Genomic DNA, 15979 nt, shown 5'->3' with positions numbered 1-15979 from the left:
AGTTCTCCGAAGCGCCTCCGCAAGTTGTTAGCAGACTCGATCTTGGCGCGAACTCTCTCTCATGCGGGACGCCCTATGTTGTTCAACGGGCCTGACAACCGAACTGAGCGCTCCCGGGAACGCCAAAGTGAAAACAGTGTTTACTACGGAGCATGGTGTGATTGTTAAATCTGCCGCACAGCAATCAGACGTTATCGTACTTGGCGCTGGGATCGTCGGGGTTTGCGTCGCACTGCATCTACAAAAGCGTGGCAAGTCAGTCGTCCTGGTCGACCGGAAGGAGCCGGGGGAGGAGACGAGTTACGGGAACGCGGGGTTGATCGAATGCTCGAGCGTGATGCCGTATGGGGCGCCGCGAGAGCTTGGGACCTTGCTCCGCTATGGCTTGAACCGTTCGGCAGACGTGCGTTTCGACTGGTCGTATTTGCCCCAAATCGCACCGTGGCTCTGGCGGTTCTGGCGCGAGTCCGCTCCAAAACGGTTGAAGAAGGCAGCGTCGGACATGTGGCCGCTGATCAGCCGTTCCGTGGCGGAACATGAAGCGTTGGCGTCCGAAGCGGGGGCGACTTCCGAGTTACATCGTTCAGGTTGGATTGAAACCTTCCGGAAGCCGGGGTCACTTGCAAAAGCCAAGGCAGCGGCCGGGGACCTCGCTCCCTTTGGCGTCCGGTATGAAGTGCTCGACGCGGATTCGCTGAGGGAACGCGAGCCACATCTTTCGAACGAGTTCGTCGGAGGTGTCCATTGGCTCGATCCCGCAACGGTGCGTGATCCGGGAGGTCTGGTAAAAAGCTATGCGAAAGCGTTCTTCCAGCGGGGCGGTACGTTCCACAAGGCAGACGCATCAAATCTCGTCAATGACGGGATTCGATGGCGCCTGAATCTGGAGAGCCAGAGTCTGTTCGCGCAAGAGGTGGTCGTTGCGCTGGGTCCTTGGGCGGACGATGTGGCGCGACGGTTGGGATATCGGCTGCCTTTTGTCGTTAAGCGAGGTTACCACGTCCACTACTCGGCAAAGGCCGGCGCGACGCTAAACCATCCAGTATTCGACGCGGATGGAGGGTATGTCCTGTCGCCCATGCGCCAAGGCGTTCGATTGGCCACCGGAATTGAGTTCGCGCCCCGAGACAGTCGCCCGAATTTCTCCCAACTAGATTTTGTCGAACCGCTCGCTCGACGAACCTTTCCGCTCCAAGGCAGGATTGAATCGGAGCCCTGGATGGGGTCCAGACCTTGTCTTCCCGACATGCGTCCGATCATTGGGAATGCGCCACGACATAAGGGCCTATGGTTTGCATTTGGTCATAACCATCACGGTCTCACGTTGGGGCCCGTTACTGGACGGCTGTTGGCTGAAATGATGACGGGGCGGGTCGCCTTCACAGACCCGCGTCCCTACGCGATGGATCGGTTCTCCTAGCTGCCGAACCATGCCTTCCAACATCGATCGCGAATTCCAGACATGTAAAAAGGTGTAGAATGTCCCCTTGGATTGACGGATACCGTCTGAAATCGAGCGTCTCAGACGCGATCGACACGTACGTTTTCGCTGAAATGAGTCGCCAGAGGATTCCAGGGGTCGCACTTGGAATCTATAAGAATGGCTCGATTGTACTGGCGAAAGGGTATGGCAAGGCGAACATCGAACTCAACGTTCCAATGACGGCGGACAGCGTACTGCAGTCTGGGTCCGTTGGCAAATCGTTTACAGCGACCGCGATAATGATGCTGGTTGAGCGGGGCAACGTCAACTTGGACGACAGTATCAGCGACTATTTTCCAGAAGGACCGGATAGCTGGCAAGCAATCAAGATAGCCAATCTTCTTTCCCATACGTCCGGATTGGCAGCGTATGACAATCCGGAGCTTCAGGTCACCGATGGTCCGTTCGATATCACGGTTGGTGCTTCATTCACTGGATGAAGAGCTTGCTTAAATTCAATTGAAGTCTAGTTATGTTTCTTGGAAGTGTTCTAATCGGGTGTAAGGTGCGGGTCCGCTGCCGAATAACAAATCGGTGTCGGATTCTTAATCCGACCTTCAAACCGCACCCACATGTAAATCTTCTTCCAGTTCATAGCGAAGCCATTCCAAGAACACGTTCAACTTTGCCGGGACCGCGCTTCCGGCCGTTTGCACAGTGATCGAAAACTGGGATGATTTGGCATTCGGAAGTCTTTCCAGTTTGCCACTATAAAGGTGCCGATTGACGAGTCTCGCCCGGCCAATCGCCAGGCCGATACCATCCATTGCTGCACGATAAGCAAGTTGAGCAAGATTGAAATGAAGGTCTCTGCGCTTCAGCTCGTTCAGCCAGGGAGCAGGATTTTCCTTCAGCCATATTGCCCATTCCTCATCTGGCTTGGATGCGCCGTCCCATGGGGCGGTATCGTGCAGCAGAGTTACGGTTCCGAACTCACGCGTTGCTTTGGATAGTTGCCGAACAACATCAGGTGAGCCAACAGGAAAGCAGGGTTCATCGACACACAAAAGTACAGGGCCGATACACTGCCTTTTGGGCCATAGCGGATACAGACGTCAATGTTCTGACCTGCCATTTGCCTGTGGTCGAGCGCAGCCACGTCGCCGAAAATCTCGACGTTACAATCTGGGTACAACTTAAGGAATCCGCCCAATCGGGGCGTCAGCCATTCAAGCGCCAGCGAGGGCACACAACTGACTCTAATGTTCTGAGATTTGCTGCCAGATCTTATGGCCTGGACCGTCGGGACGATGGCGTCAAAACCCGTGGTCGTACCTTGGAGAAGAAGCTGTCCATTGGGCGTTAGGCGGGCCTGCCGACCCTTGCGCTCGAAGAGTTTCGTCCCGAGTCGCGCCTCAAGGCGTGCCATGCGTTGTGATACCGCGCTTTGGGTGATGGCGAGACTATGCGACGCTTCTTCAAAAGTTCGCGATTGCGCGACCACGTGAAAGATCCAGAGATCTGAAGCAAGCGATCCATCGATCGCGGGATGTTCGGTGCGCATGATAAACATTAACTGAGCTAATGAGTCGGCACAATAGCTTTAATTGGACGACCTCGACAGTCCTCTATAGCAGTCAATCGATTTCTTTAATTACGAGAGGCTATGTCGTGACAACAGAACAAATTGTGTTTCCAGAAGGTGTACCAGAAAGCCGACCAATATGGTGGCGTAACACAAAGTACAAATCGGATACTGGAATTGAAAATCAAAGCAAGGTAAGTATGGACGATCTCAACGGAGCCGTCAAAAGCTGGATGCGTTTCAATGACGTCCTGGCGGAACTATTTTCAGACATTAGTATCGGCAATGGCGCCCAGTCGGAATTGATCCACCTTAACTGTTCAGAATTCCCGTCAGGCTGCGTGCTTGTGAAGGCCGATCACAAAATAAAGACAACGGGAAGCATCAAAGGCCGCGGCGGGGTATATGAAGTCTTGTCCTATGCGGAAGATATTTTGCAGTCCCACGGGGTCGGCTGTCGGGCGGATCCAATGGCTCTCTTGTCATCGGAGGCACGGAACATTTTCGAGCGCTATAGGATCGTCGTTGGCTCGACGGGAAACCTTGCGTTCAGTGTTGGCATGGTTGGGCGCAAGTTGGGCTTTCGGGTCGAGGTCCATATGTCCCGCGACGCAAAGGCTTGGAAGAAAGTTCGGCTTCGGAGCGCCGGGGTCAATGTAGTGGAACACGACAACGACTACTCACATGCCGTAGCAGCCGCTAGGGCAGTAGCGTCGTCTGATGCCTTCACCTACTTCATCGACGACGAAAACTCGGTGAAGCTCCTCGTCGGCTATTCCGCAGCAGCGCTGGAAATTTCGAACCAGCTCGAGGAAACGGGAATACGGATCAGTCACGACAACCCACTCTTTGTTTACCTTCCGTGTGGTGTGGGCGGAGCGCCAGGGGGGATAACCCTGGGCCTGAAGAATATCTTTGGTTCGAACGTACATTGCATATTCGTTGAACCGGTAGCCTCTCCATCCATGCTGGTCCAATTGGCTTCGGGATCTGTCAGGCCCGTGAATGTCTATGCTTGTGGGCTGTCAAACGAGACTATCGCCGATGGTCTGGCTGTCGCACAGGCATCAATGCTCGTAGCCGAAGTCGTGGGCCATCAGATCGCTGGTGTCGCCACTGTCCTTGATGATGACCTCAGCGAGTGGGTTGAGCGGATGTGGACTTTGGCAGGCCTGCGTCTAGAGCCCTCTGGAGCCGCTGGTTTTGCAGCGTTCGCAAGACATGGCAGCGTGATTAGACATTCGTTCGATAGCAGCAGAGCCAGCACCAACATCATTTGGACAACGGGTGGCTCATTTTTTCCAGATCTGGAATGGGCCTCCGCGCGCGAGCATGGGCAGAGAGTTCTTTCAAGCCGCCCCAACTCGGGAGGCTAACCGTGTCAGGCTCATTATTGCGCCTCCGCCTGTGATGTATGCCCCGCGTGTTTCCGCCGGTTGGCCAAAGCAATTAGGCTCCGCCAGCCCACTGATGGGCTGCGGAGCAGGGGGCTCCATAGAGGTCGGATGCGTGCAAAACGCAGATTTCCACGCGGACTACCGACGCGATGGCCGAAATTTTGCACATCAATGCCGGCGGGACGCGGCAACGTTATCCTAAGGTCCATACGCAGCAGCTAATGCGATAAGGGACGCGATTGATATCGCTATGATTTCAAGTGTCGATTCTCTAGGCCGTCGACTCATAGACTTTGACACCAGATTCTTGTGGCGACGAGCTTTACGGCGGCGAGGTAGTTTTCGGGGCGTTTGTCGTATCGGGTTGCGATGCCTCTGAACCGTTTGATCTTGTTGAAGAATCTCTCAACAAGGTTCCGCTGCCGATAGACCCAGCGCGAGAACACGAAAGAACCCTTGCGGTTTGTCTTGGGCGGGATGTTGGCCCAGGCCTTTCGCGCGGCTGCCTTGGCCCGAATGGCATTGCTGTCATTACCTTTATCGGCCAGTAGGATGTCTCCCTCGCCGAGCTCGTCCGTCAGCGCGTCGGCCTCGGTGCAGTCGGCGATCTGTCCGCCGGTCAGACGGAGGGTGACGGGGCGACCTTCGGCGTAGACGAGCGCATGGATTTTGCTCGTAAGCCCGCCGCGGGAACGTCCCATGCCACCAACGTCTCCATCCCCCTTTTTCCCGTGGCCGCATGCTGGTGAACGCGGACACAGGTCGAGTCGATCATGACGATGTCGCCATCGCAAACCTCCGAAACCGCTTCAAGGAGCCGATCCCAGACCCCGGCTTTTCGCCAGCGGACGAAGCGGTTGTAACAGGTGGTCGACGGACCGTAGCGTTCCGGGATCTCCGCCCAGGCGAGCCCGTCCGGAACCGCCAAAGGATGCCATTCAGCACCCGCCGGTCATCGACCCGGGGAACCCCGCGGGGCTTGTTGGGCAACAGCGGCGACAGGATTGACCATTCGTGATGTGAGTTCGTAGCGGCGACGCGTCATAGAGGCTCCCTTATTCGGAAGCCTGGAATCACGACAGGCGATAAACACCAAGCGATTTTATGAGTTTACGCCCTAAAAGTAGATGGCGTCGCGCTGTGCCAGGTTTGTTTCCGGTTTGTGCGTCTGGGATCGCATAATGTATCACCTGGACTGCACACTCCGGACGCCGGATCAGTAGGTCTGCGGTTCGATTCCGCTCAAGGCGAGAGTCGTGATGCATGTCCAGCCAGGAGACATAGGTAACATCTTGTACCTAAGACATGGGTGACAACCCGCTCGGCACGAGGTATCGAAGAATCCGCGATACGGAGGCCGTCGATACCGCATACCTTGAGTTCATTGTCGACCACCGACATGTTGTCGCGTCCCATCTTGGCTGTGCAGGACTGATGCCAATAGGTGACTGCTGAGCGCCGGATAAAGTCGATCATTCCTGATCTGTCGCGCTGCCCCGGAGCGGCTTCGCCCGTCACCAAAGGTCTAAAGCCATCGCTGTTTCCAAGTTCGCGGCATAATTCCACTGCGGCCAACGCGGCTGCCATGTCTTCCGGCTCACTGAGTGAGTTCGGTTCAATCAGGACGGGGTCGTTGATATCGGGGCCAGAGAGCCTCAATCGGCCGCGGCTTTTCGGCTGTGCGAGACCATTGAACATGGTCCAGCCGTGCTCCGGTGTTTCGAGACCGGCCTCAAGCGGCGACGGGACGGCGAACTCCAACTGGCACTGGAGGACGTCAGGCTGGGACAGACGTGCGTCACTCTTCCAGTAGAGGTTTGCCTCGCAGCCGCTACCGCCCACTGCTTCCGGTTTTCGGTAGGCCCAGGTGCAGCCGAAGGCGAGATGATCCTGATGATTGCGACCAACACCCGGCAGGTGTTGCACGACTGGGATCCCATGCGATTGCAGTTCGTTTTCCGGGCCGATTCCGGACTGCATAAGGACCTTCGGGGTATTGATCGCGCCAAGTGACAGCACCGTTTCGCAATGCGCCATGAACTGGACGTCGCCGACCATCGATCAGAGCTTCCACACCTCTTACCCGCTTACCATCGAAGATGAGATGCGTAACCAACGCCTCGGTGATCACCATCAAATTTGGACGCGACAGCAGCGGATCAACATAGGATTCAAACACGGTTTCCCGCTTGCCCTCCCGGATACGCAGTTCAGCAATCGATGCACCGCCAGATGCCTCCATCATTTCGCCGTTCGTGGTATTATAGAGAGGTATCCCTATGGCAGATGCCGCGTTCAACAGGGCCTCCGCCACTGCCTGCGGAGAAGTAGGCTGCGCCACATATGCAGGCCCACCTACCCCGCGACGAGTAGGGTCCGGAGCGCCTTGCCAGTTTTCGATCCGGCGATAGTAGCCAAGGATCGACTGATAGCCCCAGGCGTCATCCCCGGCCTCTGCGGCAAAGTGATTCCAGTCTTCCTTATGTCCCCTGGCCCATACCATGACGTTGATGCTCGAACCGCCGCCAAGCCCTTTGCCCATGCTGAGAGGAAGTCGTCGGCCATCCAGACCAGGTGTCGGTTGTCCAACGAAGCCCCAGTCCCGGCTGGAGCCAAGATTCAACGGCCATTGCGCAGGGTTCGATACTGTCTCGGATTTATGATCTCCACCTGCTTCGAGCAGGAGAACGCTCGCGTTTCCATTCTCTGCCAGGCGCGCTGCAACAACCGAGCCGCTGGACCCAGCGCCGCAGACGATGAAGTCGAAGACATCGCCGACCGTGTTGTGCGCGAAAGATGTATTTGCAGGTACATTTTCATCATGGGTATACAGTTTCACGTGAGTTCCTCCGTGAATTAATTCTGGTAAATTTGCTGAAGTCGTGGTCGCGAAAGACGAGGAAATGCTCATGGATCTTGGAAGGATCCGACGCCCTACCGGCATCTCGCTCGGGCCTGCGGTCTGTTTAACAGATTTGTTTCAGCGTCATCGGGAGGGTCTCGACCTTCCCGATGACGCGAAGTCGATCATTGCTTTTTCGCCGACACGGTCTTGGCGGCCTGATCAATGGTATCGGCGATGGCCGCAGGCTGCGTCATGAACAAGGCGTGGCTTGCCGACACCTTGGTGATCTTCGCCTTGATGCGCTCAGCCATGTGGATCAGCATGGCCTGATCAAAAGCTTTGTCCTCGGTGGCAATAACAGCCCAGCTAGGCTTGGTGCGCCATGCCGCATTCTCGAGCTTCGTGGCGAACGCCGACATGTTGATTGGCACCTGCGCGTCCCTCATGAACGCAACATCGGCATCGCTGACGTCATGAGCGAACCCAGCCTTGAACTTTGCCGGGCTTACATATCCAAAACCATCCTTTGTGGTCTCGATGACGAATTCCGCTGCCGGAGCAAATCCTTCGTATTGCTGAGCCGTCGTTTCGCCGGCATCGGGTGAGAGAGCGGAGACATAGACGAGACCGGCAACCTTCGGATCGATGCCAGTCTCCGTGATAACAGTACCGCCCCAGGAATGTCCGACGAGAATGACCGGACCATCCTGCCGCTCGAACGCACGTCTGGTGGCAGCAACGTCGTCTTCGAGCGAGGTCAGAGGGTTCTGGACGATTGTGACGCGATAGCCGCGCTTCGTAAGATTGTCGTAAACGCCCTTCCAGCCAGAGCCATCAGCAAATGCGCCATGGACGAGCACAACGTTTTTGACGGCCTGGCTTTCAGGGATGGTGTCGGCGGCGTTTGCGGGCATTGCGGCGGATATGGCGGCGGCTGCGATAGCGGCAACGGTGGTTGTGGTCGTGCGTGTCATGGCTTTTCCTTTCGTTAAGGGCGATAACTGTTATCGCGATATATTTAATTTGTCAGATCTTGAACTGCTCGTCAACATAATTCTTATCGCGATATTGGTTTTCGCTGTAACCTTGATTATATTGGTGCGCAAAGGAGCCCAGAATGACCAAACCCCATAATGATCCACCGCCATTGCACGATCAGTTGTGCTACGCGATTTACACTGCTGGCATCGCCATTCAGCGCGCCTACAAGCCCCTCCTCGACGAATTGGGCCTGACTTACCCGCAGTATCTCGTGCTCAACGTTTTGTGGAGCGAAGACGAGCAAACGGTCGGCGCCATTGCCAACACCCTTGCACTGGAATCCAGCACGCTTACACCACTCTTGAAGCGCCTTGAGACATCCGGCTTGTTGCGCAGGACCCGAAACCTCAGCAACGAGCGGCAAGTGGTGATCGCGTTGACCGAAGAAGGTCGGGCATTGCAGCACAAGGCAGGCTGCCTCAGCGACACGTTGCTTGCAGCTTCGACCCAGACGCCCCCGGAGTTGGCCGCTTTGAACCGCGACGTGCGCTATCTCCGCAACGCGATCTACTCCCAGATTGGCGGGTGGGACACACCCGCCTGATCTGCAGGGGGCGCCTACGCCGTGGGCACCGTACCTCCGTCGATCGTGTATTCGGTACCCGTGATCGAAGACGCGCGGTCGGAGGCGAGGAATGCGATCAGATCTGCGACCTCTTCAGGATTCGCCGGCCGACCAAGCGGAATGCCACCCAGTGCATCCATGATGATCTTCTTGCCGCCTTCCAGATCAGTACCGGCTTGCTTCGCCAAGCGCTCGGCCAAACGGACTGAGGCCTCCGTTGCGATCCACCCAGGCGACACCCGCACGACCCGGATACCTTTGGGCGAAACTTCCTTCGATATCGACTTGCTGTAAGTCGAAAGCGCTGCTTTTGCCGCTGCATACGCGGTCGTCGATTCCGGAAGCGGCATGACCCCCTGGATGGATGTCACGTGCACGACCACCCCGCATCCTCGGGCAACCATGTCCGGGACAAGGAGCCGATCAAGTCGAACAGCCGGAAACAGATTGAGTGACAGCTCCTTGTCCCATTCGTCTTCGGATAGCGCCGCAAAGCCACCCCCGGCTGCTGAAGAGCCTCCAAGCATATGGACAATGATATCGACGTCACCCAGGCGCTGACGCGCGGCGTCAGCAACAATTGCACATCCTTCTTCGGTGGTCAGGTCAGCTTCTACGAACAACTCTTCCGGGAGGCTTTCCGGACGCGCCCGCGCCGTCGTCAGCACCTGTGCACCGAGTTCGCGAAACAGGTTGACCGTCGCAGCGCCGGCGCCTTTCGTTCCAGCGGTGATGAGAGCGCGTTTACCTCTAAGATTGAGAAAATCGATCATCACTTGATCTCCAGTCTGGCGATTTTGTCGTTTTTGGTGGTGAAGGCGAAGGTGAGCGTCACCGGACTGCCGGGGAACTGACCGCTTACATTCGCGCGGACGAGCGCTTTGTCGCCGTCGCGTGTGGCTTCGACAGGGTCAGCGACGTAGTTGGTCGCTGTTTTCACAGCCGCCCACCATTGGCGAATTGCGGCAATGCCTCGGTGGCGAGCGCCTTCGTCTTCGACAACTGCGTCATCCAAAAAGGTCTCTGAAAACGCTTCCACATCATTGCGGCGGTCGGCGTCAAAGTACGCGGTAACTGTTGGGGGCATATCCATTGTGTTTCTCCACATGATCTGACCAGAAACTTACCCTCGACCATTGCGCAGATAAGTGGGATAAACCGGCATGCGATAGTGAACAAGTCGGGACAATGGAACAACCCAATCTCAAAGAGCTGGAAGCGATCATCGCGATTGCACGGCGCGGCACATTCCGCGCAGCGGCCATCGATCTCGGCATGTCCACGACAGCGCTGAGCCACACAGTAGGCAGACTTGAAGCGGGACTCGGCGTCCGATTGTTCAACCGAACCACGCGCAGCGTCTCGCTGACGGATGCCGGCAGGCTCTTTATGCAACAGGTCGCGCCTTCCCTTCAGGATCTCCGTACCGCTCTGGAGACCGTGCGCTCGCAACGCGAAACACCTTCCGGAACGATACGTATCAACGCAGCACCCTTTGCCGCGCGCGCCATCATCTCACCGCTCGTACTTGAGTTCCTGCGCCGCTATCCAGACATGCACGTTGATATCGTCACCGAGGGAAAATTGGTGGATGTCGTCGGCGACGGATTCGATCTAGGCGTCAGGGTTGCGGGCCTTGTACCCACCGACATGATTGCCGTTTCGCTCGGCCGGCCACAGCGACATGCGGTGGTCGGCTCTCCCGAGTATTTCGAGAAGTATGGGAAGCCACTGGCTCCCCCCGACCTTTTCAATCACAAATGCATCCGCGTTCGTCTTCCCGATGGATCACTGTTTCGGTGGCGCTTCGAAAAGGACGGGGAACAGGTGCAAATTGATGTGCGCGGCCCGATAACGTTGGATGAAGCGAGCCTTACGAGAACCGCCGTTCTCGATAGTGCCGGCGTAGGATACATTTTCGAACAAGATATTCTCCCGGACATCGACGCGGGGCGCGTTATCCGTATTCTGGAAGACTGGACACCGCCCTATCCGGGGCTTTGCCTCTACTATCCTGGGCGGCGCAATCTATCGGCTGGGGTCAGGGCTTTCTTGGAACTAGCTCGTGAACTCTCGCGACGGGCGACCGGGTGACCCGTCGATGGAGCGCCACACTGCGCCAACTGCGTCGCCTTGAAGGTATTAGTACTCCCGACCCAGCGACTAACGCACAAGGATTGGTAACTGTGATAGCGCCTTACGCAGGTTCTCGGCATTCAATGGCAGGTGTTCGGCGACAGTCATTTCGACGACATCTGACACCTCAGCGACTTTCGCGAGAAGACTGACGACGGTATTAAGTGTGAGCCTGCCCGTCGACGATACTCTCAACTGCTCAGATAGGCCTTCGGGGTTGCTGTCTTCGCACGGCGCACGCGCCTCCTATTGCGCGTTCCGGACGATCATTACGAAAGCAGACTGACTGCTTCCCAGAACCCAAGGGGGTGGTGTGAACGACCGGAGTGAGGGCGCGTTCCGGACGTGGCTGCACTAGCGTGGCGGACGGACAGCTGACCTGATCGGTCGGAGGTTGCCTGAGCACTCCCAGCCGGGTCGTCTTCTCACCCGATTGGAAGCCATGATAAACAATGCCTATGGGCATCAAGAACTATCTGATCGAAGGCGGTTCCGGCACTGGAAAGACGTCTGTCGCTGCAGAACTGGAGCGGCGGGGCTACCATGTCATCCATGGTGATCGGGTCTTAGCTTATGTCGGTGACCCCGAGACAGGCCAGGCACTCGCAGGACCACCCAAAGGCGCAGACCGCATCGCTTGGGGATATGCGCACTGGATCTGGCCCGTTGACAAGGTCCGGACCATTGCTGCCGACACCACCCACCCTGCCACATTCTTCTGTGGCGGCTCGCGCAATTTCCAAAAATTTCTGCACCTATTCGACAAGGTATTCGTGCTCGACATCGACGTTGAGACGTTGAACCGAAGATTAGATGGACGGCCGAATGAGCCTGGCTTCGAACCGGCCGAGCGGGCACTGGTACTCCACTACCATCGTACTCGGGAATATCTTCCTGCCGGCATCACCATCGACACGGCAAATAACGTCGCACGTGTCGTCGACGATATCCTCGCTAACCTCACCTGAAGCCTTGCAGCGATTGTGATCGGAAAGGAAGCACCCGATTATTGCGGGAAAACCGAAGCCGCTTGAACCGGCCACTGTGCGTCGTCACTATCGTAGCCGACCGGCAGCTTTCAGAAAGACAACCCGGGTGGTCCAGCGACCGTCTTGGGGGCTTGCCGCCCGGCAGCATTGCTCGGTCGGTGGTGTCTCTGACCGCGTTTCTGCTAAAGCTGGGAAACAAATCGCCCGCGATGTCACCAACTGCCGAAGTGTGAAGCGCGCAACGGGCTGATGGGCCTCTCGCTCATCAGGCCTCTTGTCTTGAAGGAGGAGCGCTAGGATGAGCACCGACCTGGAAACCGTGCGGTCCTATGATACGGTCGCGGCGGAGTACGCTGCCGAGGCCGCGGCGATGCCCGAATGGGTTGCGACAGAGATCGATGCGTTCGTGACCGAGCTGGGCGGCTCGGGCAGGGTGCTGGAGATCGGAAGCGGTGGCGGGCGAGATGCACTTGAGCTTGAGAAGCGGGGAATTAGCGTCCGGCGCACCGACATTTCAAAGGGTTTCGTCGAACTGCTTCGCGAAAGTGGCTTCGAGGCCGACCTGTTGGACCCGCTGACCGAAGACTTGGCCGACCCGCAGCGTCCCGGCACCCCGTACGACGGGATCTGGGCCTGTGCCTGTCTGATTCATGTCGCGCGCGAGGATTTCGGCACGGTGCTTGGACGGCTTGCCGAGGCGACCCGGACCGGTGGCCGATTGCACGCCTCGGTTAGAGAGGGCGAAGGCGAGGATGTGTCCACACACGGCAGTGCTGCAGCACCCCGGCGCTACGTCGAGACGTACTGGCGCGAGTCTGCCCTGCGGTCCGCACTCACAGACGCCGGCTGGATCGTCAGCGAGGTACGTCGGTGCGTCGGAAAGCCCCATGATCGGTGGCTGAGCATTCGGGCGAGTCGGGCGTGACGCACACAGAACCTGCAGGAAGGGCCGGTTGTGGCGCGACTATGAACTCTAGGTGGTCACCGCAATGTCGGCCTCCGGGCGAAGGCAAAGATCCCCTCTGTGGCCGACATGGGGGCGCAATGCTGCCGTTAACAGACTTAAGCGTGGACGTCGCCTTAGGGGCGGACAGAATCGTGCTCCCACGAGCCCGGCACGGCGGGTTGCTGTGATGTTCACCTTTTGGGCCGATAAGATCGCATAATGTATCGATCGGAACTTGCGGCAAGAGCGTCAGTAAGCAGCCCCGGTCAAAGAGGCGCAAAAACTGCGCGTCTTACGCGATAAGGTGCGACGTAAGCTGCGAAGAAACAGGGAAAGTCCATCTCGCTAGGCCCGCGGCTAGCCGCGTGCGGGCTGCGCTACTCGATGGCAGCTGCCGGGTTTCCGCGGCTTTGCACTTCTGAAGGGGGGAGGTCTGAAGCAAGCGAGAACCCGAGATTTGCTAAGCCGCGCGGAACGTGAAGGTTGGCACTTGGAGTGCCGCGGCGACGCGCCTGAGCCGGGCGGGGTCGATATCGGCACCCAGTAACTGAACGAGTTGGACTGCGCGAGGCGAAGCCGCGCAGTCCAGTTCAATGCCCGATTGCGAAGAATGCGAACCGGTAGTCGGCTTACATCACGCCGCGTCTTCGTCTTCGCCGATGGCCGTCGAGCTGTAGTCGCCGCCGACAACCGTCATGTCGATGGTGTTGCCCTGCAGGTTGGCGCCAAGCACGATCTGCTGGTTGAAGGCGTTGGTGTCGATCACCGCATCGGCCGATGCCGAGGAGATTCCTTCAAGGAAACTATCGTCGCCATTGTGGGAACCCCAGGTGCCGGCCGAACCTGCACCGCCTGCGCCGCTCGTTGCAATGCCGCCAGCTGCGCCTGCGCCGCCTGCGCCGCCGGTTGCCGCTCCGCCTGCACCGCCGCCCGCAAAGGCATCGCCAGCCCATGCACCCGTAAGAGCAAGGCCGCCATCACCAGCGCCGCCGGTTGCCGCTCCGCCGGTCAGCTTCACGGAGAGCGTCGACACGATCTGTCCTATGACCTTGTCCTGCAGCCCAAATACGCCGCTCATTTCACCATCATAGCGCTCAGCCCAGAGTTGGTGTCCGCCGATCGCGTCAATCAGTTGAGCATTGACCCGATCGTGGCCTGATGAAGTCATCTTCAGTCCGGACGGAAGCAAGCTAGTGGCAAATGCATGGCGCACTCTCACATGGAACGCTGTGCCCCGGCTTTTGGATGTGCCGAGCGGCTCCGAGGTTGCCACGTTTGGCGATCATACGAGCGACACGCAGGGGGCCACCTTCAGTCACGACGGCCGCCTCATTGCGACGGTCTCTCTCGACGGCACGGCGCGACTTTGGGACGGTGTCTCCGGCAAGGAGCGTGGCGTGCTCGGCCGCGAAACTGCAGGGCTGAAACGAGACCAGGCCGGCGTCCCGGGCCCGGAGATTGACAAGGAGATGAATTGCGCTTTCAGCCCTGACGACAAGCTCCTGGCGACCGCTTCCCTGGGGAATGTGGTCCGCCTCTGGGATGTCGAGAGCGATTCCGAATTCGCGGTCATCGCGGGACATCGGGGCTTGGTCGAGCACGTGGCTTTCAGTCCCGATGGAACTCGGCTTCTTACGGCGTCTCATGACGAAACGGCGCGCTTGTGGGACATCGATGGCGTGCTGACCACGAGCATGCGGCACCGGCGCCCTCCGACATTTGCAGCCTTCAGCCCAGACGGCACCCGCGTCATTACCGGCGGAGGCGATAACACAGCCAACATTTGGGATGTGGCAAGCGGTCGCGAGGTCGTCCGACTTGAGCCGAATAGCGGCTTCATCGGGGATGCCACGTTCAGCCCGGATGGACAGCTCGTTGCGACCGCCTCTTCGTATGGCCGCATCGTCTTGTGGGACGCGAAGAGTGGGCACGAGGCACTTCGGCTAAACAGCGGCAGCGGCTGTCGTCAATCTCCAGTTCAGCCCAGGTAGCGACCTCTAGCCTCAGCGTCGGATGACGGGGCGGCGCGCCTGTGGAATACATCGACAGGCGTCCAGGTTGCTGTTCTGACGACCGGCGGGACCTGCGGAAGGTTCTGTTCAGCCCGGATGGCGAGCTCGTCCTCACTGCACTGAAAGACTACACCGCTCGGCTCTGGAAGCGGGACGGCACCGAAGTCATGGTTCTAGCCGGACACGAGAAGCGGATCACGGCAGCAGCCTTCAGCCCCAATGGCCGTCTGGTTGCCACTAGCTCGCTGGACGGGACGGCGCGGGTGTCGTCGCCACGATGCGGCGTCCCGGCGAGGCGCTGACGGACGTAGCCTTTAGCCCAGATAGCAAGTCGGTGGTGACCGCTTCGCGCGACGGGTCGGCGCGTATCTGGGACGTTGCCGACGGCGCCGAACAAGCTGCTTTGAGAGGACACAAAGGCTTCGTGAGAGAGGCCACGTTCAGCCCCAGCGGACTGTATGTTGTCACCGCATCGCCGCAAGATCGCACCGTAAGGCTGTGGTCGGCCAGCTCTGGTCGAGAGATTGCGATCCTTACCGGTCTGGAGACAGTGGGAAACGTCGAACCGGCGAGCACGCTCGCCACTTTCAATTCGGAAGGAACTCGAATGGCAGGCGTGTTCGGTGACAAGGTTGCCCGGATCATTCGCGTTTTCCCGACACCTCAGGACATGATCGACTACGCCAGGACCGTCGTGCCGCGCGAACTGACACCATGCGATCGGCAGCGCTTCTTCCTACCGGTCGAGGGCGACATCGGGGAATGCCCCAACTGAGGACACGGGCAATGTCCGAAACTGGCGCGACTGCGACCTCCAGTATAGCCGCCAGCAATGTCTGCTTTCAGGCGGTTGCAGGGCCGACCTCAACGGCCGAGATGGGGGCGCAAGCCGGAAATTATTTCCACTTCGGGGGCCGATGGCCGACCGTCCGCTGCCAAAACACCCAACAGGAAAAGCGGACATCGGAGCTTTTGCCGCCCAGGTCCGGGATTGGCCGATACCGTTGAAAAACTCGCCATTGCAGGTGCTTGGGACGCAT

At 58.2% G+C, this 15979-nt stretch carries 14 protein-coding genes and 3 pseudogenes; 10 read left to right on the top strand and 7 right to left on the bottom strand.

The genetic code is table 11. The features are described 5' to 3' along the window. Positions 1–127 precede the first annotated feature (127 nt). A complete protein-coding gene (locus N181_RS25300; protein WP_234885966.1) occupies positions 128–1420 on the top strand; it encodes an NAD(P)/FAD-dependent oxidoreductase in 1293 nt (430 codons plus the stop codon). A gap of 59 nt (positions 1421–1479) precedes the next feature. After that, positions 1480–1923, top strand: coding sequence for a serine hydrolase domain-containing protein (locus N181_RS25295; RefSeq protein WP_037435285.1), 444 nt, complete (start codon positions 1480–1482; stop codon positions 1921–1923). Between the two features lie 479 nt (positions 1924–2402). On the opposite strand, the gene N181_RS35040 is transcribed toward N181_RS25295, so the two are convergent. Further along, positions 2403–2987, bottom strand: a complete 585-nt coding sequence (locus tag N181_RS35040; RefSeq protein WP_234885965.1) for a LysR family transcriptional regulator — start codon at positions 2985–2987, stop codon at positions 2403–2405. Positions 2988–3094: 107 nt separating this feature from the next. On the opposite strand from N181_RS35040, the gene N181_RS25285 reads away from it, so the two are divergent. Continuing rightward, the gene (locus N181_RS25285; RefSeq protein WP_234885964.1) at positions 3095–4384 is read left to right on the top strand and encodes a D-serine ammonia-lyase; all 1290 of its coding nucleotides are present in this window, start codon (positions 3095–3097) and stop codon (positions 4382–4384) included. A 305-nt stretch (positions 4385–4689) separates the two neighbouring features. Here the strand turns inward: N181_RS25285 and N181_RS32375 are convergent. The 3 genes and pseudogenes from N181_RS32375 to N181_RS25270 form a co-directional block, all read right to left on the bottom strand. Next, positions 4690–5450: pseudogene (locus N181_RS32375) on the bottom strand (IS5 family transposase). Positions 5451–5647: 197 nt separating this feature from the next. Next, positions 5648–7244 (bottom strand): annotated as a pseudogene (locus tag N181_RS25275) (GMC family oxidoreductase). Positions 7245–7432: 188 nt separating this feature from the next. After that, positions 7433–8224 carry an alpha/beta fold hydrolase gene (locus N181_RS25270; protein ID WP_037435291.1) on the bottom strand — a complete coding sequence of 264 codons (792 nt, stop codon included), beginning with the start codon at positions 8222–8224 and terminating at the stop codon, positions 7433–7435. Between the two features lie 143 nt (positions 8225–8367). On the opposite strand from N181_RS25270, the gene N181_RS25265 reads away from it, so the two are divergent. Beyond that, on the top strand, positions 8368–8835 hold the full coding sequence (locus N181_RS25265) for a MarR family winged helix-turn-helix transcriptional regulator (protein ID WP_037385614.1): 468 nt from the start codon (positions 8368–8370) through the stop codon (positions 8833–8835). A 14-nt stretch (positions 8836–8849) separates the two neighbouring features. Here the strand turns inward: N181_RS25265 and N181_RS25260 are convergent, their stop codons facing one another. Both N181_RS25260 and N181_RS25255 read right to left on the bottom strand, forming a co-directional pair. Continuing rightward, positions 8850–9629, bottom strand: coding sequence for an SDR family oxidoreductase (locus N181_RS25260; protein ID WP_037385612.1), 780 nt, complete (start codon positions 9627–9629; stop codon positions 8850–8852). Then, positions 9629–9949 carry a nuclear transport factor 2 family protein gene (locus N181_RS25255; RefSeq protein WP_014531263.1) on the bottom strand — a complete coding sequence of 107 codons (321 nt, stop codon included), beginning with the start codon at positions 9947–9949 and terminating at the stop codon, positions 9629–9631. The genes N181_RS25260 and N181_RS25255 overlap by 1 nt, the downstream gene beginning before the upstream one ends. A 95-nt stretch (positions 9950–10044) precedes the next feature. On the opposite strand from N181_RS25255, the gene N181_RS25250 reads away from it, so the two are divergent. The 3 genes from N181_RS25250 (at position 10045) to N181_RS25240 (ending at position 12906) form a co-directional block, all read left to right on the top strand. Next, the gene (locus N181_RS25250; RefSeq protein ID WP_037435299.1) at positions 10045–10950 is read left to right on the top strand and encodes a LysR family transcriptional regulator; all 906 of its coding nucleotides are present in this window, start codon (positions 10045–10047) and stop codon (positions 10948–10950) included. A gap of 500 nt (positions 10951–11450) precedes the next feature. Beyond that, the gene (locus tag N181_RS25245; RefSeq protein ID WP_037435301.1) at positions 11451–11960 is read left to right on the top strand and encodes a P-loop nucleotide/nucleoside kinase family protein; all 510 of its coding nucleotides are present in this window, start codon (positions 11451–11453) and stop codon (positions 11958–11960) included. A 319-nt stretch (positions 11961–12279) separates the two neighbouring features. Beyond that, complete coding sequence (locus N181_RS25240; RefSeq protein WP_037435303.1) at positions 12280–12906, top strand: class I SAM-dependent methyltransferase; 627 nt, start codon at positions 12280–12282, stop codon at positions 12904–12906. A 655-nt stretch (positions 12907–13561) separates the two neighbouring features. Here N181_RS25240 and N181_RS25235 read toward each other — a convergent pair. After that, a pseudogene (locus N181_RS25235) lies at positions 13562–13936 on the bottom strand (hypothetical protein); the annotation flags it as partial. A 220-nt stretch (positions 13937–14156) separates the two neighbouring features. Here N181_RS25235 and N181_RS33820 point away from each other — a divergent pair. The 3 genes from N181_RS33820 to N181_RS33810 are packed head-to-tail and all read left to right on the top strand — an operon-like array spanning position 14157 to position 15714. After that, entirely contained in the window at positions 14157–14918 is a 762-nt protein-coding gene (locus N181_RS33820; protein WP_060563965.1) for a WD40 repeat domain-containing protein, read from the top strand. A gap of 41 nt (positions 14919–14959) precedes the next feature. Continuing rightward, the gene (locus N181_RS35610; protein ID WP_037435622.1) at positions 14960–15241 is read left to right on the top strand and encodes a WD40 repeat domain-containing protein; all 282 of its coding nucleotides are present in this window, start codon (positions 14960–14962) and stop codon (positions 15239–15241) included. After that, complete coding sequence (locus tag N181_RS33810) at positions 15217–15714, top strand: WD40 repeat domain-containing protein (protein WP_050994759.1); 498 nt, start codon at positions 15217–15219, stop codon at positions 15712–15714. Before N181_RS35610 ends, N181_RS33810 begins: the two co-directional genes overlap by 25 nt. The last annotated feature ends 265 nt before the right edge of the window (positions 15715–15979 follow it).

Source organism: Sinorhizobium fredii USDA 205 (genome assembly GCF_001461695.1).
Lineage (GTDB): Bacteria > Pseudomonadota > Alphaproteobacteria > Rhizobiales > Rhizobiaceae > Sinorhizobium > Sinorhizobium fredii.
The sequence above is the reverse complement of the archived record's forward strand: the minus strand, read 5'-3'. Positions and strand labels throughout refer to the sequence as shown.